Annotated in this window: 17 protein-coding genes and 5 tRNA genes; all 22 read right to left on the bottom strand. The window is 37.8% G+C overall.

Translation table 11 applies throughout. The features are described 5' to 3' along the window. Positions 1-612 precede the first annotated feature (612 nt). The 22 genes from rpoC to DUT68_RS13565 all read right to left on the bottom strand — a co-directional run bounded on the left by rpoC (position 613) and on the right by DUT68_RS13565 (position 25,061). A complete protein-coding gene (rpoC, locus tag DUT68_RS13670) occupies positions 613-4,899 on the bottom strand; it encodes a DNA-directed RNA polymerase subunit beta' (protein ID WP_113638766.1) in 4,287 nt (1,428 codons plus the stop codon). 92 nt (positions 4,900-4,991) lie between these two features. After that, entirely contained in the window at positions 4,992-8,795 is a 3,804-nt protein-coding gene (rpoB, locus tag DUT68_RS13665; RefSeq protein ID WP_113638765.1) for a DNA-directed RNA polymerase subunit beta, read from the bottom strand. 153 nt (positions 8,796-8,948) lie between these two features. Continuing rightward, on the bottom strand, positions 8,949-9,326 hold the full coding sequence (gene rplL / locus DUT68_RS13660; RefSeq protein ID WP_113638764.1) for a 50S ribosomal protein L7/L12: 378 nt from the start codon (positions 9,324-9,326) through the stop codon (positions 8,949-8,951). A 68-nt stretch (positions 9,327-9,394) separates the two neighbouring features. Next, entirely contained in the window at positions 9,395-9,919 is a 525-nt protein-coding gene (gene rplJ / locus DUT68_RS13655) for a 50S ribosomal protein L10 (protein ID WP_113638763.1), read from the bottom strand. A 2-nt stretch (positions 9,920-9,921) separates the two neighbouring features. Continuing rightward, positions 9,922-10,620 (bottom strand): 50S ribosomal protein L1, encoded by a 699-nt coding sequence (gene rplA / locus DUT68_RS13650; protein WP_113638762.1) that lies wholly within the window; start codon positions 10,618-10,620, stop codon positions 9,922-9,924. Between the two features lie 26 nt (positions 10,621-10,646). Beyond that, the gene (rplK, locus tag DUT68_RS13645; protein WP_113638761.1) at positions 10,647-11,087 is read right to left on the bottom strand and encodes a 50S ribosomal protein L11; all 441 of its coding nucleotides are present in this window, start codon (positions 11,085-11,087) and stop codon (positions 10,647-10,649) included. Positions 11,088-11,412: 325 nt separating this feature from the next. After that, positions 11,413-14,247 carry a TonB-dependent receptor gene (locus DUT68_RS13640; RefSeq protein WP_113638760.1) on the bottom strand — a complete coding sequence of 945 codons (2,835 nt, stop codon included), beginning with the start codon at positions 14,245-14,247 and terminating at the stop codon, positions 11,413-11,415. Between the two features lie 119 nt (positions 14,248-14,366). After that, positions 14,367-16,529, bottom strand: coding sequence for a response regulator (locus DUT68_RS13635; RefSeq protein WP_113638759.1), 2,163 nt, complete (start codon positions 16,527-16,529; stop codon positions 14,367-14,369). Positions 16,530-17,144: 615 nt separating this feature from the next. Further along, positions 17,145-17,687, bottom strand: coding sequence for a transcription termination/antitermination protein NusG (gene nusG, locus DUT68_RS13630; RefSeq protein WP_113638758.1), 543 nt, complete (start codon positions 17,685-17,687; stop codon positions 17,145-17,147). Positions 17,688-17,702: 15 nt separating this feature from the next. Then, positions 17,703-17,894, bottom strand: a complete 192-nt coding sequence (gene secE, locus DUT68_RS13625) for a preprotein translocase subunit SecE (protein ID WP_113638757.1) — start codon at positions 17,892-17,894, stop codon at positions 17,703-17,705. 112 nt (positions 17,895-18,006) lie between these two features. Further along, a tRNA-Trp gene (locus DUT68_RS13620) sits at positions 18,007-18,080 on the bottom strand. Positions 18,081-18,140: 60 nt separating this feature from the next. Continuing rightward, a complete protein-coding gene (gene tuf, locus DUT68_RS13615) occupies positions 18,141-19,328 on the bottom strand; it encodes an elongation factor Tu (protein WP_113638756.1) in 1,188 nt (395 codons plus the stop codon). A 118-nt stretch (positions 19,329-19,446) separates the two neighbouring features. Continuing rightward, positions 19,447-19,518, bottom strand: a tRNA-Thr gene (locus DUT68_RS13610). A gap of 83 nt (positions 19,519-19,601) precedes the next feature. After that, positions 19,602-19,674: transfer RNA gene (locus tag DUT68_RS13605), tRNA-Gly, on the bottom strand. Positions 19,675-19,750: 76 nt separating this feature from the next. Further along, positions 19,751-19,836 (bottom strand) — tRNA-Tyr (locus DUT68_RS13600). Between the two features lie 37 nt (positions 19,837-19,873). Next, a tRNA-Thr gene (locus DUT68_RS13595) sits at positions 19,874-19,946 on the bottom strand. Positions 19,947-20,277: 331 nt separating this feature from the next. Continuing rightward, complete coding sequence (gene hpf, locus DUT68_RS13590; RefSeq protein WP_113638755.1) at positions 20,278-20,625, bottom strand: ribosome hibernation-promoting factor, HPF/YfiA family; 348 nt, start codon at positions 20,623-20,625, stop codon at positions 20,278-20,280. Between the two features lie 13 nt (positions 20,626-20,638). Further along, positions 20,639-21,523: a tyrosine-type recombinase/integrase gene (locus tag DUT68_RS13585; RefSeq protein WP_113638754.1), complete on the bottom strand. Its 885-nt coding sequence runs from the start codon at positions 21,521-21,523 to the stop codon at positions 20,639-20,641. Positions 21,524-21,650: 127 nt separating this feature from the next. Then, positions 21,651-21,845, bottom strand: a complete 195-nt coding sequence (gene rpsU, locus DUT68_RS13580; protein WP_113638753.1) for a 30S ribosomal protein S21 — start codon at positions 21,843-21,845, stop codon at positions 21,651-21,653. A gap of 314 nt (positions 21,846-22,159) precedes the next feature. Then, positions 22,160-23,314, bottom strand: coding sequence for an acyl-CoA dehydrogenase family protein (locus tag DUT68_RS13575; protein ID WP_113638752.1), 1,155 nt, complete (start codon positions 23,312-23,314; stop codon positions 22,160-22,162). A gap of 242 nt (positions 23,315-23,556) precedes the next feature. Continuing rightward, positions 23,557-24,084 carry an adenine phosphoribosyltransferase gene (locus tag DUT68_RS13570; RefSeq protein ID WP_113638751.1) on the bottom strand — a complete coding sequence of 176 codons (528 nt, stop codon included), beginning with the start codon at positions 24,082-24,084 and terminating at the stop codon, positions 23,557-23,559. Between the two features lie 71 nt (positions 24,085-24,155). Then, positions 24,156-25,061: a ComEA family DNA-binding protein gene (locus tag DUT68_RS13565; protein WP_113638750.1), complete on the bottom strand. Its 906-nt coding sequence runs from the start codon at positions 25,059-25,061 to the stop codon at positions 24,156-24,158. Positions 25,062-25,071 lie beyond the last annotated feature (10 nt).

Here is a 25,071-nt window from a genome sequence, read left to right as displayed (position 1 = left end):
GCGGAGTGCAAAGGTAGCAAAATTCAGGTCGCCCGCAATGCCCGAACGGGTATTTTCTGCACCAGGGCACACAACCCACTGGAATACAGCTATAAAAATTGAAAAAACAAATGAACAATATGCCAGGAAAAGTGTTTACAGCACCCGTTACCTACATCTATAAGGCTTTATCATACTTAGACAACTATAATTTCGACCGCTTAAACACTATGGAAAAAATTGGATTTCAGGCCTGATGCCTATTTATAGATGTAACACTCTTTTGGATATTTGCGTAGCTAAAGTCTATAACCGGTGATTTGGCTGTGCTTTCTTTAAACATCAGAGTAGCTAAAGCGTCAAATCCAACTTTCATACATTGTTAAAGCCCCATCACTAATACATTACGCGGTAACAAAAAGTTTCCGAGAGCTCTCATATTAAATCGTAGGAGAACTAGCATCTCTTTTAACTTTTTTTGACCATATTTCTTAAGAATTGGTCAACTCTTCTCAGTATGAGAAAATAATTAATGTCATTGACTTTTTATTGGTCAATCTTTTTAGGACTCCACATAAAACAAAAAGCCCCCAATCATTTCTGAAAGGGGGCTGTTATAAGATGAAACAACTATTACGCTTCTACTTCTTCTTGTTTAGAAGCTAATAATTTATCGTATTCTTCTTGAGAACCTACAATGATACGCTCGTAGCCACGTAAACCAGTACCTGAAGGAATCAAGTGACCAACAATTACGTTCTCTTTCAAGCCTAACATGCTGTCTTTCTTACCTGCAATTGCAGCTTCGTTCAACACTTTTGTAGTTTCCTGGAATGATGCCGCAGAGATAAACGACTTAGTACCTAATGAAGCACGGGTAATACCTTGCAGTACTGAACTAGCAGTAGCTGGTTTAGCATCTCTCACTTCAATCTGTTTCATATCCTGACGTTTCAATTGAGAATTTTCATCTCTTAATTTACGTACAGAGATAATCTGTCCAGGTTTCACTGTCGTTGAATCACCAGCTTCTACAACAACTTTCTTATCGAAAATTTCGTCGTTTTCCACCATAAAGTCCCAACGGTCTACAGAATCGTTTTCTAAGAAACGGGTATCTCCAGGATCCTCAATGTGAACTTTCTGCATCATCTGATGTACAATTACCTCAAAGTGCTTATCGTTGATTTTCACACCTTGTAAACGGTAAACCTCTTGGATACCATTTACTAAATACTCTTGCACCGCTGCTGGACCTTTGATCGCTAAGATATCCGCTGGAGAAATAGAACCATCTGACAATGGCATACCTGCTTTCACGAAGTCGTTATCCTGTACCAAAATGTGTTTCGAAAGTGGAACAAGGTATTTTTTAACTTCGCCATCTCTTGACTCGATGGTAATTTCACGGTTACCACGTTTGATACCGCCTAAAGTTACCACACCATCAATTTCGGTTACAACCGCTGGATTAGATGGGTTACGAGCCTCGAATAACTCAGTTACACGAGGTAAACCACCTGTAATATCTCGGGTTTTACCAGTTGCACGAGGGATTTTCACTAACACCTCACCAGTTTGTACTGCATCACCGTCATCAACAGCAATGTGGGCACCTACTGGAATGTTGTAAGTTCTAATCAACTCACCTTTTTTATCCAATACTTTGATAGACGGGTTTTTCGTTTTATCACGAGTATCTATAATTACTTTTTCGCGGTGACCAGTTTGCTCGTCACTTTCTTCGCGGAAGGTTACTCCTTCGATAATAGCATCGAATTCGATTTTACCTCCAAACTCAGAGATGATAACGGCATTATATGGATCCCATGAACAAATTTTATCACCTTTAGCAACAGTATCACCTTCTTTCACATATAAAAATGCACCGTAAGGGATGTTGTTGTTAACGATTACCTTTTTAGTGTTTGGCTCAACAATTCTGAACTCACCTGAACGACCAAGTACAATATCCACAACACCATCTTCGGTAGTAGTTTGAACCGTACGTAAGTTTTCAAATTCGATAACACCATCAAACTTAGCGTTGATTTGCGACTCATTGGCAATGTTAGACGCCGTACCACCCACGTGGAAAGTACGAAGTGTTAACTGTGTACCTGGCTCACCAATTGACTGCGCTGCAATTACACCAACAGCCTCACCTTTTTGAACACGTTTACCTGAGGCTAAGTTACGTCCGTAACATAAAGCACACACACCACGCTTGTTCTCGCAGGTTAATACCGAACGAATTTCGATACCTTCCAACGGTGATTCTTCGATTGCTCTTGCAATATCTTCTTCAATATCCTGACCAGCACCTACCAATAATTCGCCTGTTAATGGATGGTATACATCATGTAATGAAGTACGTCCCAAAATACGCTCGTATAATGGTTCAACAATATCCTCATTATCTTTTAATGCAGTTGTGTACATACCTCTTAAAGTACCACAATCCTCATCATTAACAATCATATCTTGCGCTACGTCATGCAAACGACGTGTTAAGTAACCCGCATCCGCAGTTTTTAACGCCGTATCCGCCAAACCTTTACGGGCACCGTGGGTAGAGATAAAGTACTCTAATACAGATAAACCTTCTTTAAAGTTTGAAAGAATAGGGTTTTCGATAATCTCACCACCAGAACCTGATTTTTGAGGTTTAGCCATTAAGCCCCTCATACCTGCTAACTGACGAATCTGCTCTTTAGAACCACGGGCTCCAGAGTCAAGCATCATGTAAACAGAGTTGAAACCTTGGTTATCCGATGATAATTGGTTCATCACAAACGTAGTTAAACGGTTGTTGATACGAGTCCAGATATCGATGATTTGGTTGTAACGCTCGTTGTTGGTAATGAAACCCATGTTATAGTTGTTTCTTACCTCTTCAACTTCAGCAGCTGCTTGCTCTAATAAAGTATGTTTCTCAACTGGAATGTTTACGTCTTGTAAGTTGAACGATAAACCTCCGCGGAACGCACTTTGGAAACCTAATTCTTTGATATCATCCAAGAATTTAGCAGAGCGAGCCATACCAGTCATTTTTACTACTTCACCAATGATATCTCTTAAAGACTTCTTGGTTAATAGCTCATTGATATAACCTACCTCTTCTGGCACCATTTGGTTAAACAACACACGACCTACCGTAGTTTCAATCAGTTTGTTAACGATAGTACCATCAGATTCTTTAACGTTAGCTTTTACTTTGATCCAAGCATGTAAGTCTACTCTTTTCTCATTGTAGGCAATAATTACCTCTTCTGCCGAGTAAAAACTCATATCTTGTCCTTTTACCACTCTCTTCTCATCAGTTCTGCGGCCTTTAGTAATGTAGTAAAGACCCAAAACCATATCCTGAGAAGGTACAGTAATAGGTGTACCGTTAGCTGGGTTAAGGATGTTATGTGCTGCCAACATCAATACTTGGGCTTCCAAAATTGCAGCATTACCTAAAGGTAAGTGAACTGCCATCTGGTCACCGTCAAAATCGGCGTTGAATGCGGTACAAACTAATGGGTGTAATTGGATAGCTTTACCTTCTACTAATTTTGGTTGAAAAGCTTGGATACCTAAACGGTGAAGTGTAGGTGCCCTGTTTAACAACACTGGGTGTCCTTTCAATACGTTTTCAAGGATGTCCCAAACTAGTGGATCTTTTCTATCAACTATTTTTTTAGCTGATTTTACTGTTTTTACCACACCTCTTTCAATCATCTTACGAATGATGAACGGTTTGTAAAGCTCAGCAGCCATATCTTTTGGTAGACCGCATTCGTGTAATTTAAGGTTTGGACCTACAACAATTACCGAACGAGCAGAATAATCCACACGTTTACCTAATAAGTTTTGACGGAAACGACCTTGTTTACCTTTCAAGATATCTGAAAGTGATTTTAAGGCACGGTTACCTTCAGTTTTAACAGCATTTACTTTACGTGAGTTATCGAACAACGAATCTACAGCTTCCTGTAACATACGTTTCTCGTTACGTAAAATTACCTCTGGTGCTTTAATCTCGATCAAACGTTTTAAACGGTTGTTACGGATAATTACACGACGGTATAAATCGTTCAAATCTGAAGTAGCAAAACGACCACCTTCCAATGGAACTAATGGACGTAACTCTGGTGGAATAACTGGAACAATCTTGATGATCATCCACTCAGGGTTATTCTCAATATTTGATCTTGAGCTACGGAAAGCTTCAACAACTTGAAGACGTTTTAAAGCCTCATTTTTACGTTGCTGAGATGTTTCATTAGCAGCTTGGTGACGTAAGTTGTAAGATAAACTATCTAAATCAATACGTTTCAATAAATCTTCCAAAGCCTCTGCACCCATTTTGGCTACAAATTTATTTGGATCTTTATCGTCTAAGTATTGGTTTTCTTTAGGTAATTTATCTAAAATGTCAAGATATTCTTCCTCAGTTAAGAAATCCATGAACTGAATACCTTGCTCGCCCATTAAACCAGCCTGAATTACTACATAACGCTCATAGTAAATGATCAAGTCTAGCTTTTTGGTTGGTAAGCCCAAAAGGTAACCGATTTTGTTAGGCAACGAACGGAAATACCAGATGTGCGCCACAGGAACCACTAAGTTAATGTGACCCATACGCTCTCTACGTACTTTCTTTTCAGTTACTTCAACACCACAACGATCGCAAACAATACCTTTATAACGGATACGTTTGTATTTACCGCAATGGCACTCGTAATCTTTTACCGGACCAAAAATACGCTCGCAGAACAAACCATCACGTTCTGGTTTGTAAGTACGATAGTTAATGGTTTCAGGCTTTAAAACTTCACCACTTGAACGCTCCAAAATATTTTCTGGAGAAGCCAAGCTAATGGTAATTGAGGTGAAGTTACTTTTTAATTTATTATCCTTTTTGTAAGACATATCTCTTTCTTTAATGATTGAAGGATTGAGTGATTGAATGAGTAAATAATAGATTAACCATCATTCACTCATTCACTCATTCTTTCATTCTATTAGTCTAACGTAATATCTAAACCTAAGCCGCGTAGCTCATGTACCAATACGTTGAACGATTCTGGTACACCTGGAGTTGGTAGGTTTTCGCCTTTAACAATGGCTTCGTAAGTTTTGGCCCTTCCAATAACATCATCCGATTTTACGGTTAAGATCTCTTGAAGGATATTAGCAGCACCAAATGCCTCTAATGCCCAAACCTCCATCTCACCAAAACGCTGACCACCAAATTGAGCTTTACCACCCAATGGCTGTTGTGTAATTAATGAGTATGGTCCAATTGAACGGGCGTGCATCTTATCATCAACCATGTGACCTAATTTCAGCATATAAATAATACCTACTGTAGTTGGTTGGTCAAATTTCTCGCCTGTTAAACCATTATTTAAGTAAGTTCTACCAGAAGCTGGCAAACCTGCTTTAGCAATCCAATCTTCTACCTCATCGCTCTTAGCACCGTCAAAAATTGGAGTAGCGAATTTCACGCCCAATTCTTTACCAGCCCAAGCCAATACGGTTTCGTAGATCTGGCCCAAGTTCATACGTGAAGGTACACCTAGTGGGTTCAACACAATATCAACTGGAGTTCCATCATCTAAGAAAGGCATATCTTCATCACGTACAATACGAGCAACAATACCCTTATTACCGTGACGACCCGCCATCTTATCACCTACTTTTAGCTTACGTTTTTTGGCTACATAAACTTTGGCCATCTGTACAATGCCTGATGGAAGTTCATCACCAACGCTGATCGCAAATTTATCACGTTTGTAAGCACCTAACTCTTCGTTAACACGAATGCCGTAGTTGTGCAACAACATTTTGATTTGCTCATTTTTATCTTCATCAGTAGTCCATTTGTATGGATTAATGTGAGCATACTCTAAATCAGCCAACATTTTTTGAGTGAACTTAGCGCCTTTAGCAATTAGAAGCTCTTTGTAAACGTTGAAAACGCCTTGCGATGTTTTACCATTTACAATTTGGAACAACTTATCTACTAATTCGTTTTTAAGGTTCTCAACAGCGATGTTGTATTTTTTATCTAATTTCTCAATAGCTGATTTTTCTTCTGCTTTAGAAGTTTTCTTAGCTCTAGAGAATAATTTAGTATCGATTACTACACCTTTAATTGAAGGAGGGGTTTTTAACGAAGCATCTTTTACATCACCAGCTTTGTCACCAAAGATGGCACGCAATAATTTCTCTTCTGGTGAAGGATCAGACTCACCTTTTGGTGTAATTTTACCAATAAGGATATCACCTTCTTTAACCTCAGCACCAATGCGGATAATACCGTTTTCATCAAGGTCTTTTGTAGCCTCTTCAGAAACGTTAGGAATATCCGGTGTTAATTCTTCCTCACCACGTTTAGTATCACGTACTTCAAGTTCAAACTCTTCGATGTGTAACGAAGTAAAGATGTCTTCTCTAACGATACGCTCGTTAATTACGATCGCATCCTCAAAGTTATATCCTTGCCAAGGCATGAAAGCTACTTTTAAGTTTCTTCCTAATGCCAACTCACCATCTTGTGTAGCATAACCTTCGCAAAGTACTTGTCCTTTAGTAACTTTCTGACCTTTTTTAACAATTGGTTTCAAGTTGATACAAGTATTTTGGTTGGTTTTTTTGAACTTGGTTAATTTGTAAGTTTTGCTATCGCCTTCGAAAGAAACTAAACGATCGTCATCATTTCTTACGTATTTAATTACGATTTCGTTAGCATCAACGTACTCAACCACACCGTCGCCTTCTGCGTTGATCAAAGTTCTTGAGTCTCGAGCTACACGACCTTCCAAACCTGTACCTACAATTGGAGCTTCAGGACGCAACAATGGTACGGCCTGACGTTGCATGTTTGATCCCATCAACGCCCTGTTCGCATCATCATGCTCCAAGAAAGGAATTAACGATGCAGCGATTGACGTAATCTGGTTTGGTGCAATATCCATCAAGTCTAATTTCTCAGGCTCGATAATTGGGAAGTCACCTTCGTAACGTGCTTTAACACGTGGAGTAGCAAAGGTGCCTTTATCATCATACTGCGCATTAGCTTGAGCAATAGTTTTACCATCTTCATCTTCTGCAGATAAGTAAATTACTTGCTCATCAACAGCAACCTTACCATCAACTACACGTTTGTATGGAGTTTCGATAAAACCTAAGCTGTTAATTTTAGCGTGTACACAAAGTGATGAAATCAAACCGATATTTGGTCCCTCAGGAGTTTCGATAGTACACAAACGACCGTAGTGCGTATAGTGAACGTCACGAACCTCGAAACCTGCACGCTCACGAGAAAGACCACCTGGACCTAAAGCTGAAAGACGACGCTTGTGCGTGATCTCCGCCAATGGGTTGGTTTGATCCATGAACTGTGATAGCTGGTTGGTACCAAAGAAAGAGTTGATTACCGATGACAATGTACGAGCATTGATCAAATCAGTTGGAGTGAATACCTCGTTATCACGGATATTCATACGCTCACGGATAGTTCTAGCCATACGAGCTAAACCTACACCAAATTGTGCGTATAATTGCTCACCTACCGTACGTACACGACGGTTTGATAAGTGGTCAATATCATCCACCTCTTCTTTAGAGTTGATCAATTTGATCAAATATTTAACAATAGCAATGATATCTGCTTTTGTCAATACTTTCACATCATCAGGGGTATCCATTTTTAACTTACGGTTAATACGGTATCTACCTACATCACCTAAGTCATAACGTTTATCCGAGAAGAACAAACGCTCAATGATACCTCTTGCTGTTTCCTCATCAGGCGGTTCTGCGTTACGCAAAGCACGATAGATGTTCTCCACAGCCTCTTTTTCAGAGTTTGAAGTATCTTTTTGTAAAGTATTATATATAATGGTATAATCAGCTTGCGATGCACCATCATCTTTAGATAAGATGATTGTTTTAACACCAGCATCGATGATTAAGTCAATATGCTCGTCTTCTAAAACAGTATCCCTGTCTAAAATAACTTCATTACGGTCAATAGAAACTACCTCTCCGGTATCTTCATCTACAAAATCCTCCACCCATTTTCTAAGAACCCTAGCGGCCAATTTACGTCCGATGTATTTTTTCAATCCTGACTTGCTAACTTTTACTTCATCAGCTAAATCAAAAAGTTCCAAAATGTCTTTATCAGAATCGTAACCAATAGCACGCAATAACGTGGTTACAGGGAATTTCTTTTTACGATCGATGTAAGCGTACATTACGTTGTTAACGTCTGTAGCGAACTCAATCCAAGAACCTTTAAATGGAATTACACGGGCCGAGTATAACTTGGTACCGTTAGTGTGGCGGCTTTGGCCAAAAAACACACCTGGCGACCTATGTAACTGCGATACAATTACACGCTCTGCACCGTTAATTACGAATGTACCTTTAGGAGTCATATAAGGGATGGTTCCTAAGTATACATCTTGTATAATGGTTTCAAAATCTTCGTGCTCAGCATCGTTACAAGAAAGCTTCAATTTCGCTTTCAAAGGAACGCTGTAAGTTAGCCCACGGTCAATACATTCAGGGATGTCATAACGAGGTGGGTCAATAAAATAATCTAAAAACTCTAAAACAAAGATGTTTCTAGAATCAGTGATTGGGAAGTTTTCAGCAAACACTTTAAACAAACCTTCAGTATGACGGTTGTCTGATGTAGTTTCGATCTGAAAAAATTCTCTAAATGATTGCAACTGCACATCCAGAAAGTCTGGATAATCGATTACGTGCTTACTACGTGCAAAATTTACTCTTTGGTCGACTTTATTTGCCAAGGGACTAAATTTAATTTAGTTTAAGAATAAACTATTTTTTGGTTTTAAAAAGGGAACATTTCATCAACCAAACAAATGAAACGTTTATAAACGGGAATAGACTCCGACTTTGCAGTCGGAGTCTTTTCTTATGAGTTTCGTTAAATTAAGTGATTACTTAATTTCAACTACAGCTCCAGCTTCTTCTAATTGTTTTTTAAGAGCTTCTGCTTCGTCTTTAGCAACACCAGCTTTTAATTCTTTAGGTGCACCATCAACTAAATCTTTAGCTTCTTTCAAACCTAGACCAGTTAAGTCTTTAACTAATTTTACAACTGCTAATTTTTGACCACCAGCATCTTTCAAGATTACATCAAAAGATGTTTTCTCTTCAGCTGCAGGAGCATCGCCACCAGCAGCAGGAGCAGCAACAGCTACTGCAGCAGCAGCAGGCTCGATACCATACTCGTCTTTTAAGATTTGAGCTAACTCATTAACTTCTTTAACTGTTAAGTTTACTAATTGCTCAGCAAACGCTTTTAAATCTGCCATTTTATTTAAGATTTTAAAAAATTTTACAAAATTGTTGTTTGTTCAAATACGAACTTATAAGGTGTTCGTTAACCTCTTTCTTGTAATGTTTTAACAATACCTGCAATTTTACCTCCGCCTGATTGTAGAGCAGAAACAACGTTTTTAGCAGGAGATTGTAATAGACCAACGATTTCGCCGATAAGCTCTTCTCTTGATTTCAAGCTTACTAATGCATCTAATTGGTTATCTCCAACAAAAATTGCTGTATCTACGTACGCAGCTTTAAGTTGAGGTTTATCTTCGCCTTTACCTTTTCTTAGTGATTTGATCAGCTTAGCTGGACCGTTACCTACTTTAGAAAATAATAAAGCTGATTGACCTTTCAAAGCAGTGAAGATGTCAGATGAATCACCTTCCAATCCTTCGATTGCTTTTTTGATCAAGGTATTTTTAGCAACCTTCATTTCGATACCACTTTCGAAACATTTACGACGGATGCTATTTACTTTTTCAACAGATAAGCCTGAGGTATCAGCAATGTAAAAATTGCCGTACTCTTGCATTTTTTCCTGTAGTGCTAAAACTACTTCTTGTTTTTCTTCTCTGTTCATAATTAGATCCCCGCTACTGATTTAGTTTCTACCGAAATACCAGGACTCATTGTAGATGACACGTGAATGCTCTTGAAATAAGTTCCTTTAGCCGCAGAAGGTTTTAATTTAGAAAGCGTTTGAAGTACCTCTAACGCGTTCTCGTATATTTTCTCTGGTGAGAATGATACTTTACCGATTGAAGCGTGGATAATACCAGTTTTGTCAACTTTAAAATCGATCTTACCACCTTTTACATCAGTTACAGCTTTACCAACTTCGTTAGTTACTGTACCTGATTTAGGGTTTGGCATTAAGTTACGTGGACCTAAAACACGGCCCAACTTACCTACTTTTGCCATACACGCAGGCGTAGTGATAATAATGTCAACATCTGTCCAACCACCTTCAATTTTAGCAACATACTCGTCTAAACCTACGAAATCTGCTCCAGCCGCTTTAGCTTCCTCTTCCTTATCAGGAGTACAAAGTACTAAAACGCGAACAGTTTTACCGGTACCGTGAGGTAAAGTAGCGATACCACGTACCATTTGATTTGCTTTACGAGGATCTACCCCTAAAGCTACATCAATATCAACTGATGCATCAAATTTAGTAGTCGTGATTTCTTTTACCAAAGCAGCTGCTTCTTTTAAAGAATACGATTTACCGGCTTCTAGTTTAGCGTGTGCTATTTTTTGATTTTTTGTTAACTTAGCCACTAGTGTAAACTGTTAATGTTAAATAATTAGTTAAAAGGCGCATCACCTGAAACAGTGATACCCATGCTACGTGCTGTACCAGCAACCATACTCATTGCTGATTCGATAGTGAATGCATTTAAATCAGGCATTTTATCTTCAGCAATTGCCTTAACTTGATCCCAAGTCACCGATCCAACTTTTTTACGGTTAGGCTCAGCAGAACCACTCTGTAATTTGGTAGCATCCAACAACTGGATAGCAACCGGAGGGGTTTTGATGATGAAATCGAAAGACTTGTCAGCATATACAGTAATTACAACTGGTAATACTTTACCTGGCTTATCTTGGGTACGAGCATTGAACTGTTTACAAAACTCCATGATATTCACACCTTTAGCACCTAATGCAGGTCCTACTGGTGGCGATGGGTTTGCAGCTCCACCTTTGATCTGTAATTTGATCAGTGCACTGACTTCTTTTGCCATTTTTTGTTTTTGTTTAATTAAAACTCAATGTTAAATTTTGGAAGCAATGTAACATTTAGATTTCCTTTGGGATGCATTAAATGCAAAAAGGACTGCAAAGATATAAATTAACTTACAGTATTACAATAGTTTTTATAAAAAATTTGCAGTGTAAAGAGTGTGCAGATACTAGGCAATTAAAAAAGCGACAATCTCCTTAGAAATTGCCGCTCCTTATAATTTTAAATTGACTGCTATTCGCATATCAAATACTGCTATTCGCATATCAAATAGAAACGTTATGATTTAGATTTTTCATAAATCTGAAACCTAATCTGTTTAAATATTAAAAGTTAAAATTAACACGACCAAAAATATATCGGCCATTGAAGCCCATTTGCTGTACCCTACGAGAATATACAAACCTGCCTGATGACATATTTCCCGAATGAGTATGCACATCCTGATAAACATCAAACAAGTTGTTGGCGCCTACTGCTAAATTAAACTGTTTTGTTAACTGGTAGTTTACAGTTACATCTGTTACTACTTTTGGCGAGAAAGTTTGATCTAGAGTTTCCAAAGCACCACCATTAAACGCATTGGCTACAAAATTAGCCGAACTGTTAATGCTAGGATCTAAGTACACAACTTTGCCAAAACGTACTACACGTACCATAGCACCAAACTTGTTCATTTTATAGTTGATAGTTCCTGTAATTTTACTTTTTGGACTTGCCACTTCAATACGGCTTTGATCTTCACGATTGAAGTATCTACCTAATTGTCCGCTGTTGATTAATGTTTGAGATGCTTTAATTGCCGGCTTTCCATCAGCTCCCTTGATTACTTCGTTATCAATGAATGCGCCAGCAATTGTAAACTTCAGGCTATGTTTACCAAAACTTTCCCCATAGGAAGCAACAGCTTCTAATCCTTTGGAGCGAGTATCTACCGCATTAGTGAAAAAGGTCACTTGGTCAGCGCCAATTAATGCAAATTGCGCAATGAGAAAGGCATCATTAGCTGAGTTGAAACTATTTGTCAATATGATCCTATCCTTAATATCAATTTGGTAAGCATCAACGGTCAGCTCGAGTCTTCCCAACTGTGCGGTGGCTCCCAAACTATAGTTAGTTGATGTTTCAGGTTTTAATTCTGGTATCCCTAACACTTTCGCTGCTTGACTATCATTAGGCAATGTAGCAATTTCTTTAGGAACCAAAACTCCTCCTTCTGTAACAAACTGCGTAGCTGTTTTAGAATAGTGACTCTGTTGTAATGATGGAGCCCTAAAACCCGTACTTACCGCACCGCGAATTGCTATTTTATCAGTAATTTTATATCTGGATGCTAATTTAAAATTAACTGGAGTTTGACTAAAGTTCGAATATTTCTCTAAACGAACTGCTCCAGACACGACCCAAGCTTTAGTGAAATCGAGCTCTGCATCTGCATAAAACGCATAGCTATTGCGGTTAAAATTACCAGCATCCTTAGGAAGAAAGCCTGGAAAAACTTGAGAGCCAACTTGGATGGCTGATTGCGGATTATAATTTTTCCAAGAAGCTTCTTCTCCAGCTTTCGTTCCAAAATTGTCTATTTTAAATTCAGCACCAAAAGCTAAATTCAAACCGCTAAATACGTTCTCGTATTTTCTGCTAACATCAAAATTTGTCGTGTTTTGAGCGAATGAATTTCCTCCGGCATCGAACTTGCGTTGAAAATTTGATGTGGTAACAGCCTGATTATAGTTCACCGAGTTATCAACTCCGTAATCAAAAATATTCTTTCCGTAAACATTGCTCAAATCGTAATGCCAATTGTTAAACATTTTACCTCTGATACCAGTAGCAAAAGAAATGTCAGTTACGTTAGTATTAATTTCTGGCAGGAAACCATTTGGATATACTTTGAAAACGTTATCTCTAACGGCAGTCGTTGCTAAGCCAGTAGCAGTAGAAGCGGCAGCACTTAAAAGTGGAACCACGTTGGGATATCTGTATACACCCGCAGAATTTCCTTTTTTGTTGTTCCAGCCACCAAACGCATAAATCTCTAAGTTATCGTTTACAGGATAGGCAGCATTTACCACTAAGCCACCTCCTTTAACCTTCGAGTTTCCAATGCGCATGTCAAAATCGTTACGGGTAAGTCCTTTACTCGCTATTACTTGATCATCGGTTTGACCTAAAACGGCAGGAAAAACCTGACCAGTGTAGGTTCCAGTACGGTTAGTTTGACCTCTAGAAACGAATTCTCCTGTTACATTCAAAAATCCTTTTCCACCAAGTTTAACCCCATAATTAAGACCGAATTGTGCTGTTAAACCATCATGTACGTTTACACTTTTCTCCTTGCCGTTGGAGAAGTTTACTGCATAGTTTTTATCGTACGAAGTGATATACTCGCCAGTAGATACGTTTCCGCTCAGTCCTTCTTTACGTTTCAGCACAATATTGATTACACCAGCAATTGCGTCTGAACCATATTGGGCTGCAGCGCCATCCCTAAGAATTTCAATTTTCTCAACTGCCGTAGCCGGAATAGCGTTCATGTCTGTTCCAACTGTACCTCTGTTAACTGTGCCATTTACGTTAACCAAAGCCGATTGATGCCTACGTTTTCCGTTCACCAAAACCAATACCTGATCTGGCCCTAAACCTCTCAACTGTGCTGGGTCAACGTGGTCAGTTCCATCTGAAATAGCTTGACGTGAAGATTGGAAAGATGGTGCTACAAAAGTAAGGATTTGGTTAATATCCACTTGCCCGACATTATTGGTTACTTGCGCCAGCGGGATTAAATCCACAGGAACCGGAGTGTCGATTTTAGATCTGCCACTACTTCTCGTACCAGTTACCACGATTTCGGTAAGTGCCCCTACCGATTCTTTCAGTGTAAAATTCAACACCGCCCCATTGTCGCCAACTGTAACCGGTAGCGTTTGGGATTCAAAGCCTACAAAGCTTGTTTTAACATTGAATTGGCCCTTGCCCGAATTAATGGTGTAGTTACCATTTGCATCTGTGGTAACACTTTTGTTTGCGTTTACTAGCGATACTACCACCCCTGGTAAACCTGCTCCAGTGGCATCCGCCACTTTACCTTTAATGCTTTGAGCATAAGCACCGAGGCCTACACATAAGTGCAGGATGAAAAATAGAATTTTTCTCTTCATAATTGTTGTTTATCATTAGGTTTCAGAATAATAGGCAACAATATACGATTTTCACCATACGGTTTGTAATAAAAAAATTACTATTTAAAACATAATAATTGTAAGCAATGCAAGATATCTTAGCCCACATTCAAATTTGCCTCTGAGATATAGGTGTTGATTTTTTTAATGAAATCACCCTTTTCTATAGGCTTGCCCATAAAGTACTTGATTCCAGAAGACACGATTTTTTCATTATTTAACGCTTGATCAATAGCAGATAAAGCGACAATTAGCGGATTTTTAGTTTTCTCTTTTATAATTTTCGAAGCCTCAAAACCATCCATTACCGGCATCATAATATCCATTAATATGAGATCATAATTAAAGGACAAAGCTTTTTCTACGGCCTCCTTTCCATTATTGGCTACATCACATATAAATCCATTCTCCTCAATCAGTTTTTTAGTTAACATTTGGTTTAACTTTTCATCTTCAACTAACAAAAGGTGCTTCGATTGATTCCCGTCCTTTAACTCTATTTCAAATTTATATTTTACGGCCTTTTTAAAAACCATGGATATCAGCATCGTATTCTCTTTTAAAATGACATTGCCGCGGTATTGGCTGACGATTTTTTTGATTACTGATAAACCTAGTTTTTTCCCACTTTCAAACTGGAGACTCTCGTTTATAGGTGTATTAAATGCAGAAAGGTAGCTTTCATTGAGATTTACTAGCCGTTCTATGTTTCGTTCACAAGAACAGGCTATCTGTATTTCCTGTGATTCAAAAGTATCTTTTTTGATGGTTACCTTTACACCCACATCTCCCAAATTTGGAAACATTTGCGGAATCAAAAAAATATTCTCAAAAAGTTGAGTAATTTTTAGATAGTCGAGAAACAAGCTAGAATCAATATTTGCGTCAATGGTCAGCTTTATAAAATTGCTATCCGACAAAAATTTAGATTCAAATGCCTCAACGATACAACGCTTTAAATCATAGCTGTGCTCATTGGTAACATTGTGAGATCCATCTTCTAATTTGTGAACATGAATTACATTATTAATTAAATTATTAAGGCTATTTATTGAGCTGTGAAGCGTTTCCAAAAGTTCCGCCGGTATATTTACGGCCAATGAAGTATCTTGTAAAACGTTCTTTATAGTATGCAGCGGTGTTTTAAACTCATGAGATACTGTATTAAAGAAAACAGACCTCGAATTTAAGGCTTCCGAAAGCACTGTATTTTTATCTGATAGGGCGTCATTTAATTTCTTAATCTTCTTTTGTATCCAGTTTTGATAATATACCAACACACTTAAAACCAAGATGATAAAACACCCGAATGCCAACATTATGTTTTTATTTTCAGCATCTTTTCGTTGTATCTCATATTTTTGAGAAATTTTAAGCCCCTCTATTGTCTTCCTTTTCAATTCTGCCTTTTCATTCCCAAACATTTCCACTTCTTTAAGCATATCTTTCCAAAGCGTATAGGACATGTTCAACAGCTTTTCTGTTTGCTTGCGATTATTGTAGTGGTTGAAATACAGCGCCATGTAGTAATTAAGATGGTAGCGTGTTTTCTTTTGTGGGCTGAAAAAGGTATTGTTTTCTAAAATATGTAAAAATGGCGTGGCCTTATCATACTGCTTAAGATCAACATATGACCTGAAACACAAAAGGTTAGCAAGAGAATAGATTACATAAAGTGATTTTCGTTGTTGATTTGGGGGGATGGCATTATAACAAGCAATGGCATTTTTAGCCAAGGATAAACCTTCTTCCAATTTATTTTTTCCCAAATAAATATAAGATAGAAGATAATATGATCTTACTAAATCTTGGTTTGCGCCATATTTTAAAAAGACGTTATGGGCTTTGATCGTTTCCTTATCTCTATCATTGTATCTGCCTTGCAAGCCATGTATACCTCCTAATGTGATATAATAATAACCTAATGCTACTTTGTTTTTTTTAATATATTTCTTCAACTTGGATAACCCATACTGGATCCTCTCGACATCTCCTGAATTATAGCCACCATAAAAGCACATTTGATTATAATAACAATAGAAATAGATGATTAACGACTCATTTTTGGTAGATAAAACACGGGCCTCCAATTGATTTATTCTATAAGCATTTTTAATATAATCAACTGCCGGCAAATCTCCCAGTTCATTTCTCAAAACTGTAATTTCATCGTCAAGTTGCTGTTTCGTGGTTAAAGGAATTTCAGCATGTACAAAAGCTATGACATGCAAAAGCAAAAACAATATCGTAAGGCGTCTCATATAGCGCAGTATATCTATCGCAATTATTTAACTTATAGCTAACAACAACTTCAATAACATTGCACCTTGCATATAGCCTCCTATCACTTCAGCATAACTGCTAATCAGCAATAAAAAAGCATAAACAAACTACATAAAGTGGTTAGCCGTTAGAGCGCAGCAAAAAGTGACGAAAAATATATTGCTAAAATCCTGAATAAGACTTCAAATTATCGCACAAATTAAACTCGCAAAAACTAGTTGTAAACAATAACTACTTTACGTTTAAGAAATAGATGGGTATATTAACTTGATGGAACAGATAACTCGATTGACCGGCAGCTGATTTGATGCTTGGGTACAAAGTGGGTGACAAATGTTGTTTTTCATGGTTACTTATCATTAGGTAGAATAATAAGGTACAATATACAAATTTATTAGTACAAACTGAATATTTCAAAATTTCGGTGATGATCTAAATATCCGTTAAAAAGAAATCAAGTTTATATCTAACAAGAGAATTACTAGAGGAACTAAGCAAACTAAGATTAAATAAAATACTTTATCAACTCGCTTAAATTAGACCAAAAAAAAAGCTGCTCAATTTGAACAGCTTCGAAATACTTTTTATGAATTTTACTCTTTTTCAACTTGCATGTAGTTAAGCTCAAGTGGAGTTTTACGTCCGAAGATTTTAACCATTACTTTCAATTTTTTCTTCTCTTCGTTTACCTCTTCAATTACACCAGTAAAACCATTGAAAGGACCATCCATTACTTTTACATTTTCGCCAACGTAGTAAGCAACGTTCATAGTTTCGCTCTGTTGGCTCATTTCATCAACCTTACCTAAAATACGGTTAACTTCAGCCTGCCTCATTGGAATTGGATTTCCTGCTTTATCACCTAAAAATCCAATTACACTATTGATACCTTTAATAACGTGCTCTAACTCACCATCCAAAGCAGCTTCCATTAATACGTATCCAGGATAATAGTTACGTTCCTTAGCGATTTTCTTACCATCTTTCATTTGATAATACTTCTCGGTAGGAATCAAAACCTGAGGAACTAGATGAGATACACCTAAGCGGCTAATTTCCGCATCGATGTACTGTTTTACCTTCTTCTCTTTACCACTTACCGCTCTAACAACGTACCATTTTAGCTGATCGTTCATCTAATAATCTAATTTTTAAAGTGAATTGTAAAAAGTCTCAAGAATGAAATTAGCGCCTTTATCCATCGCTAAAATCACCAAGGAAATGATAGCAGAAGCAACCAAAACCAGCACAGCAGAGTTTTGCAACTCTCCCCATGTAGGCCAAGTTACCTTTTGGGTCATTTCTTCGTACGATTCTTTTATAAATTGAACTAGCTTAGCCATATTTTTAATGATTGAATGAAGAAATGAGTGAATGATTGAATGAAAATCTTCTCGAAAATAATACTTCGTATTTAATCATTCAATAACTCAATCATTTTATCATTTGAGTAATTGGCACGGGAACAAGGATTCGAACCCTGATCAAAGGTTTTGGAGACCTCTATTCTACCATTGAACTATTCCCGTGGATGAAATTAGCTAATCGGCGTGTGAGCCAATTAGCTAATTTTTATATTATAGCTATAATTAAGCTAAGATTTCAGTTACCTGACCAGCACCTACAGTTCTACCACCTTCACGGATAGCGAAACGTAGACCTTTTTCCATTGCGATAGCGTTGATCAACTTCACAGTGATTGTAACGTTATCACCTGGCATCACCATTTCAGTACCTTCAGCTAGTGAAATTTCACCAGTTACGTCTGTAGTACGGAAATAGAACTGAGGACGATATTTGTTGAAGAATGGAGTGTGACGACCACCTTCTGCTTTTGACAATACGTAAACCTCTGCTTTGAAATCAGTGTGAGGAGTTACTGAACCTGGTTTACAGATTACCATACCACGACGGATATCAGTTTTCTCAATACCACGTAACAATAAACCTACGTTATCACCAGCTTCACCGTAATCTAAGATTTTACGGAACATCTCAACACCAGTTACTGTAGATTTTAAGTTCTCAGCACCCATACCTAAGATTTCAACTGGATCACCAGAGTTGATTACACCACGCTCAATACGACCAGTAGCAACAGTACCACGACCAGTAATTGAGAATACGTCTTCAACAGGCATCAAGAAAGGAAGATCTGTCAAACGTGGAGGGATTGGAATGTAGTTATCTACAGCTTCCATTAACTCAAGGATTTTACCAACCCATTTAGCATCACCATTTAAACCACCTAGTGCAGAACCTTGGATTACAGGGATATCATCACCAGGGAATTCATAGAATGATAATAATTCACGAACTTCCATTTCAACAAGCTCTAATAACTCAGGGTCATCAACCATGTCAACTTTGTTCATGAATACTACTAACGCAGGTACACCTACTTGACGAGCCAAAAGGATGTGCTCACGAGTTTGAGGCATAGGACCATCAGTTGCAGCTACTACGATGATAGCACCGTCCATTTGAGCAGCACCAGTAACCATGTTTTTCACGTAATCCGCGTGACCTGGACAGTCAACGTGTGCATAGTGACGGTTAGCAGTTGAATACTCAACGTGAGCAGTATTGATAGTGATACCTCTTTCTTTTTCCTCTGGAGCAGAGTCAATTGAATCGAATGAACGTGCCTCAGATAAACCAGCATCAGCCAATACTTTAGTAATTGCTGCTGTTAAGGTTGTTTTACCGTGGTCAACGTGACCGATTGTACCGATGTTTAAGTGCGGCTTACTGCGGTCAAACTTTTCTTTTGCCATTTTTTATACTTATTAGTAGGTTAAATTTTTTATTTATTATTGTTTTGATACAATTTCAATACAAAAAACCTTGTTTTTTCTGTGTTAACAGACTAAACAAAGTTATTTAGTTGTTTTGAGCCAAAGATGGGACTTGAACCCACGACCTCTTCCTTACCAAGGAAGTGCTCTACCGCTGAGCTACTTCGGCTTTTACCCTTAGCTCACTAGTCCATCCGTTATTTATTCATCGACCACTAATGAACCAATGAACAACTTGTAATGAAAGCTAGGAGCGGAAGACGAGGTTCGAACTCGCGACCTATAGCTTGGAAGGCTATCGCTCTACCAACTGAGCTACTTCCGCTTTTCAATTTACGATTGAAGATTACGAGTTACGATTATTAAATCGTCAATCTAAAATCTTTTAACCTAAAATTGATTGGTGGGGAGAGAAGGATTCGAACCTTCGAAGTCTTGCGACAACAGAGTTACAGTCTGTCCCATTTGGCCACTCTGGTATCTCCCCCCTTCTACTTCAAAACGCAAAGCTTCAAAATAAAAAGAGCCTCCTATCGGAATCGAACCAATGACCTACTGATTACAAGTCAGTTGCTCTACCAGCTGAGCTAAGGAGGCTTTTATTTCTCACCTCCGTAGTCTTGATCTTTTTTGACCTGCTGATTATCCCGTATGTACGGGACTCTACCAGCTGAGCTAAGGAGGCTTTTATCTTTTTTCAACGTGGCGCAAATATAGAAATTTTTATCTTTTCGCACACATTAATTAATATTTTTTTGTTTTTTCTAACTCTTCACAGAACGACCATTTCATTTGGGCTAACTACCCCGTTTCCGAAATGGAATGCAAATATACACTCATTATCTTTAGCTGCAAATATTTTTTAAAAAAAAATTGGCGAGCTTTTGCCCGCCAACATATTTAGTTAATGATGTACTACAATAGTAATCTAATAATCAGCCACTTCACCATTAGCTAAAATGGTTTTATGTTCGCTTAATTTTGCTCTAGTTTTATCTTTATGTTTAGTGATTTGTTTCCTCAATGATTCAATGGCCAAATCTGTAGCTTCTTCAAATGATTTGCATTGCTCCTTCGCAAACATCGTCCCGCCCGGCACAATCAACTTGACTTCACTAATTTTATTGGCTTCGTCTTCCACATTTTCTAATTTTAAATATACTTCGCCACTTATGATTTGGTCAAAAAACTGATCTAACTTATCTACTTTCTTCTGAATAAAGTCCAACAACTTTTTGTCTGCATTGAAATGGATAGACTGCACTCTGATTTTCATTTTTCCTCCTTTTTTACGCCCTTGGATGGGCTTGTTTATAAATGGATTTTAATCTTTCAATTGAACTATGCGTATAAACTTGTGTTGCCGCCAAACTAGCATGCCCTAGCAGCTCCTTTATAGCATTTAAATCGGCACCCCTGTTCAACAAACTACTTGCAAAAGAATGCCTCAATACATGCGGGCTTTTCTTTTCCTTGGTAGAAATTTCATTTAAACAGCTAGTAACTACCCTATAAATTAATTTAGGATAGGCTTGTTCGCCTTTATTTGTAACGATTAAATAAGGGCTTTTGTTGTCGAAATTTTGCAAAGTTTTCAACGATATAAATTCTTCTATCTCTTTTAGCAACGTTTGATGCAAAGGGATGATACGCTCTTTGTTTCTCTTACCCAGCACTTTAATTACACCCTCATAGAGATTTACATCCTTATCTTTTAGACTGATAAGCTCTGCTAAACGCAGCCCTGTACCAAACAACACTTCTACAATTAGCTTATTTCTTTTACCTGAAAACGAATCATCAAATATATTTTCGTTATCCAATAACTGATCCATTTTTACTTCTTCAATAAAAACAGGTAGCCTTTTTGGTGTTTTTAGCGTTTTTATTACGCTGGCAGGGTTAGTTTCAATAGCGCCTTCACGCTGCAAGAAACGATAATAACTCTTTATGCAAGATAGTTTTCTATTTACTGCAGCTTCCGATAAATGATGTTGCAATAGGTGAACTAAGAAGTTTTTAATGTTTGCCGTTTTTGCGTCTACTAAGTTTGCCACTTGCTCACCAGCCAAGAATTCCGTAAACTGCATCAAATCTTTTTGATAAGAGGTTAACGTATGCGGAGAGCAACGTTTTTCATGCTTCAAATATGTCAGAAAATCGTTGATAGGCATTTACATTTAGTTGATTACGTGGTTAAGTGAATTTAGGAAAAAAGTTTAGCTAAACAAGTTTTTTTGACAAAAAAAATGCCCCCAATTTCTTGGAGGCACGTATATCAATGATATCCAGCAGAATAAACTATATTGTTCCTTCTTGTTGTAAACCTTGGATATATCTTGCTTTCTTAACTTCGGTACGACGAGCTACAGATTTTTTCTCGTATGCTTGACGGCTACGTAGTTCTCTCAATACACCAGTTTTTTCGAATTTCTTCTTGAAACGCTTTAACGCTTTGTCTAACGATTCACCATCTTTAATATTAATAATAATCATAACGTTGAAAATACCTCCTCTCGTGTTTTTAAAACCAGCTTACGCTTGGGGCTGCAAATGTAGGCAATTATTTGAAAAACAGAAAGTTTTTTATCTTTTTATTAAATTATTGAGAAACTGTTTAAATTCTGTTGACTAACATAAAGGCGTCATGTTGAACTCGTCGAAACATTTTTTAGCAAGTAGTCTTCGACAAGTTCAGACTGACAAGTAAAAAGTTTAACTGAAATTTAAACAGTTTCTCAATAAAAATACACGTTAGATACCTCATCCTCATTAAATGTAATGACTTATCGTATACGCTTAATACAATGCTACTTCATGATTTCACGAGCAATTACAATTTTTTGAATTTCCGATGTACCTTCGCCAATGGTGCACAGTTTGGCATCTCTGTAAAATTTCTCTACAGGAAAATCCTTTGTATAACCATAGCCACCAAAAATCTGAACTGCTTCCGTGGCACATCTTACAGCCACTTCCGAGGCGTAATATTTGGCCATTGCAGATTCCTTACTTACCGATTGGTGGCGATTTTTCAAATCTGAGGCTTGTCGGATCAACAACTCGGCAGCTTCAATTTCAGTAGCCATATCTGCCAGTTTAAAGCTAATACCCTGGAAATTAGCGATAGGCTGACCAAATTGCTGCCTTTCTTTGGAGTAGGCCAAAGCAGCCTCATAAGCGCCTTTAGCAATGCCCAAACTTAGGGCTGCGATAGAAATCCTACCGCCATCAAGTATTTTCATTGCCTGCTTAAAACCATCGCCTTCAGCACCCAACAAATTTTCTTTTGGCACTCTACAGTTATCGAAAATCATTTCTGTAGTTTCCGATGCACGCATGCCTAATTTATTTTCTTTTTTACCTGCACTAAAGCCAGGAGTGCCTCGTTCAACTACAATGGCAGATATCCCTTTGGAACTACCAGCCTCTCCTGTGCGCACCATTACCACAGCTACATCGCCAGATTTACCATGTGTTATCCAGTTTTTAGCGCCATTAATTACGTAATGATCCCCGTCTAAAATAGCAGTGGTACGCATGCGTAATGCATCGGAACCGGTATTTGCTTCTGTTAATCCCCAAGCACCTATCCACTCGGCAGTAGCTAATTTTGGCAACCATTTGGCTTTTTGTTCTTCGTTTCCGAAGGTTAAGATGTGCCCGGTACACAGTGAATTATGAGCAGCAACGGATAGCCCTATGGAGCCACATACCTTTGCTATTTCCACAATCACATCCACATAGTCGTGATAGCCAAATCCCGACCCGCCGTAGGCTTCAGGCACCAATACGCCCATTAAGCCAATTTGGCCTAATTCTTTAAATAACGGCACTGGGAAATGCTGTGCCTCATCCCAATCCATTACATTTTTACGAATATTTTTCTCTGCGAAATCACGCACCATACTTTTGATCATAGTGCTATTTTCGGCCTCGTTAAAACTGATTCCTGTTTGTATCATATTTCCCTTAAAAGAAAAAAACTGCTTAAATACTTGGGCTTGGAGCTTTCGCACTTAAACAGTTTAGTAAGATTTATATTTGGTTGAGGACAATATTAAGCAAATTTAATTATAGTTTCAAAGCAATTTAACAGTTTTTCTAAGCGAACGAATCGGTAAACAGTTCAATTATTGGGCTTAATGCTTTTAATGGCTTAAAATTAAGCGCCAGTTTGAAAATTAAATTTTTGCTAAAATTTATCTTAATAAGTAGCTAAGGCAAACACTTTGTCAGCATAAGGCGTTAACCGATCTTTACCATTTAAAAAATCAAGGTTGATTAAAAAAGAATAGGCCGCAACAGCTGCACCCAATTTTTGCACCAAATTGGAAGCGGCCACTACCGTTCCTCCGGTGGCAAGTAAATCATCGTGAATTAGCACCTGCTGGCCAGCTTCAAATGCATCTTCATGCACTTCTAAGGTAGCGCTTCCATACTCCAAATCGTACGATTGCTGAATGGTTTTGTAAGGCAATTTTCCGGCCTTTCTAATAGGAACAAAGGGTAAATTAAGCTGTTGTGCCAAGGCCAATCCAAACAAAAACCCTCGACTTTCTATGCCTGCTACCACATCTATTTTTACATCTTTTAATTGTTCAGCTAGCGCAGCGGTGATTTCCTTACATAGTGCAGCGTCTTTTAATATCGGCGTAATATCTTTAAAAATAATTCCGGGCTTTGGAAAATCTGGAACGTCTCTAATAATTTGTTTGATTTGGTTGGACAGCATTTGGGTTAGTTAAATTAATGGGATAATCCTGATGTTCAAATGTAAAAATAAAATGATTTCTAACTCGCATCTTATTTAAAATCTAAGTAAGGGGCTATTTTAGCTATTGTCTCTGGTTTCAGTATCATTACTTTACTTAAATCGCTTACAGACTTGTAAGGCCCATGCTGTTTTCGGTATTGAACAATTGCATTCATTTGTTTAAAATTTAGGTAAGGATGTTTTTTCAAATCGTCGAATTCAGCCGAGTTAATTTCGATTTTCTTGATCGCTTCTGGATCTATTTTTATTTGGTCTTTAATTTCGATGAATTTAGCCGTATCTACACCAAAAACTTCTAACAATTGCTCTTTAGCGTAAAAACCACCCAAACGCTCACGATATTTGACAATTCTTCTGGCAAATGCCGCCCCTACTCCTTTAATTTCATCCAGCACAATGGTATCAGCAGTATTGATTTCTACTATTATCGGGGCCTTCTTAATAAAAGTGTATAGCGGTTTAGCATTAGGTTTATTTAATTGCTTTATTTCCACATAAGGCAATAAGGCCTGATATTTATCGGGAGAAATGGTGTACATTTTCTGCAGATCTTCGGGTTTATAAAAATGTCCTCCCTTTTTTACATAATTTACGATAGACATCGCCTGTTTTGGTGAAAGTCCAAACTGCTGCCATTCCTTTTCACCAATGGTGTTAGGATCAAAAACATGATAGTTGGGTTTCTTATTTATTTTGGAAAAACGATCTTCGAAATCCTCATTGCCGCTGCCATTCCTTTTTCGATCATATCTATCCGTCAAGATCAACTTTTGCAGAGCCAACTTCTCATATTGGCTTATTGCCTCATGCTTATTGAAATAATACCTGTAAGCAGTTGGTGTAAGCGTAAGTGCCAACAAAAGTACTAGCAGCGCCAAAAGTCCGTTATACTCGCGTTTGCTAAAACCGAAGTTATTGATGAACCAATTTTTCATAGAATAGATA

The organism is Pedobacter zeaxanthinifaciens, from assembly GCF_003313335.1.
Classification (GTDB): Bacteria; Bacteroidota; Bacteroidia; order Sphingobacteriales; family Sphingobacteriaceae; genus Pedobacter; species Pedobacter zeaxanthinifaciens.
This window is presented reverse-complemented; position numbering and strand designations above follow the sequence as displayed.

Excerpts from the sequence above, each read along its gene's own strand:
- DUT68_RS13575 (WP_113638752.1), bottom strand. The coding sequence starts at position 23,314 with ATGATACAAACAGGAATCAGTTTTAACGAGGCCGAAAATAGCACTATG.
- nusG (WP_113638758.1), bottom strand. The coding sequence starts at position 17,687 with ATGAACGATCAGCTAAAATGGTACGTTGTTAGAGCGGTAAGTGGTAAA.
- hpf (WP_113638755.1), bottom strand. The coding sequence starts at position 20,625 with ATGAAAATCAGAGTGCAGTCTATCCATTTCAATGCAGACAAAAAGTTG.
- DUT68_RS13585 (WP_113638754.1), bottom strand. The coding sequence starts at position 21,523 with ATGCCTATCAACGATTTTCTGACATATTTGAAGCATGAAAAACGTTGC.
- rplK (WP_113638761.1), bottom strand. The coding sequence starts at position 11,087 with ATGGCAAAAGAAGTCAGTGCACTGATCAAATTACAGATCAAAGGTGGA.
- rplJ (WP_113638763.1), bottom strand. The coding sequence starts at position 9,919 with ATGAACAGAGAAGAAAAACAAGAAGTAGTTTTAGCACTACAGGAAAAA.
- DUT68_RS13565 (WP_113638750.1), bottom strand. The coding sequence starts at position 25,061 with ATGAAAAATTGGTTCATCAATAACTTCGGTTTTAGCAAACGCGAGTAT.
- rpsU (WP_113638753.1), bottom strand. The coding sequence starts at position 21,845 with ATGATTATTATTAATATTAAAGATGGTGAATCGTTAGACAAAGCGTTA.
- rplL (WP_113638764.1), bottom strand. The coding sequence starts at position 9,326 with ATGGCAGATTTAAAAGCGTTTGCTGAGCAATTAGTAAACTTAACAGTT.
- secE (WP_113638757.1), bottom strand. The coding sequence starts at position 17,894 with ATGGCTAAGCTAGTTCAATTTATAAAAGAATCGTACGAAGAAATGACC.
- DUT68_RS13635 (WP_113638759.1), bottom strand. The coding sequence starts at position 16,529 with ATGAGACGCCTTACGATATTGTTTTTGCTTTTGCATGTCATAGCTTTT.
- tuf (WP_113638756.1), bottom strand. The coding sequence starts at position 19,328 with ATGGCAAAAGAAAAGTTTGACCGCAGTAAGCCGCACTTAAACATCGGT.
- DUT68_RS13640 (WP_113638760.1), bottom strand. The coding sequence starts at position 14,247 with ATGAAGAGAAAAATTCTATTTTTCATCCTGCACTTATGTGTAGGCCTC.
- DUT68_RS13570 (WP_113638751.1), bottom strand. The coding sequence starts at position 24,084 with ATGCTGTCCAACCAAATCAAACAAATTATTAGAGACGTTCCAGATTTT.
- rpoC (WP_113638766.1), bottom strand. The coding sequence starts at position 4,899 with ATGTCTTACAAAAAGGATAATAAATTAAAAAGTAACTTCACCTCAATT.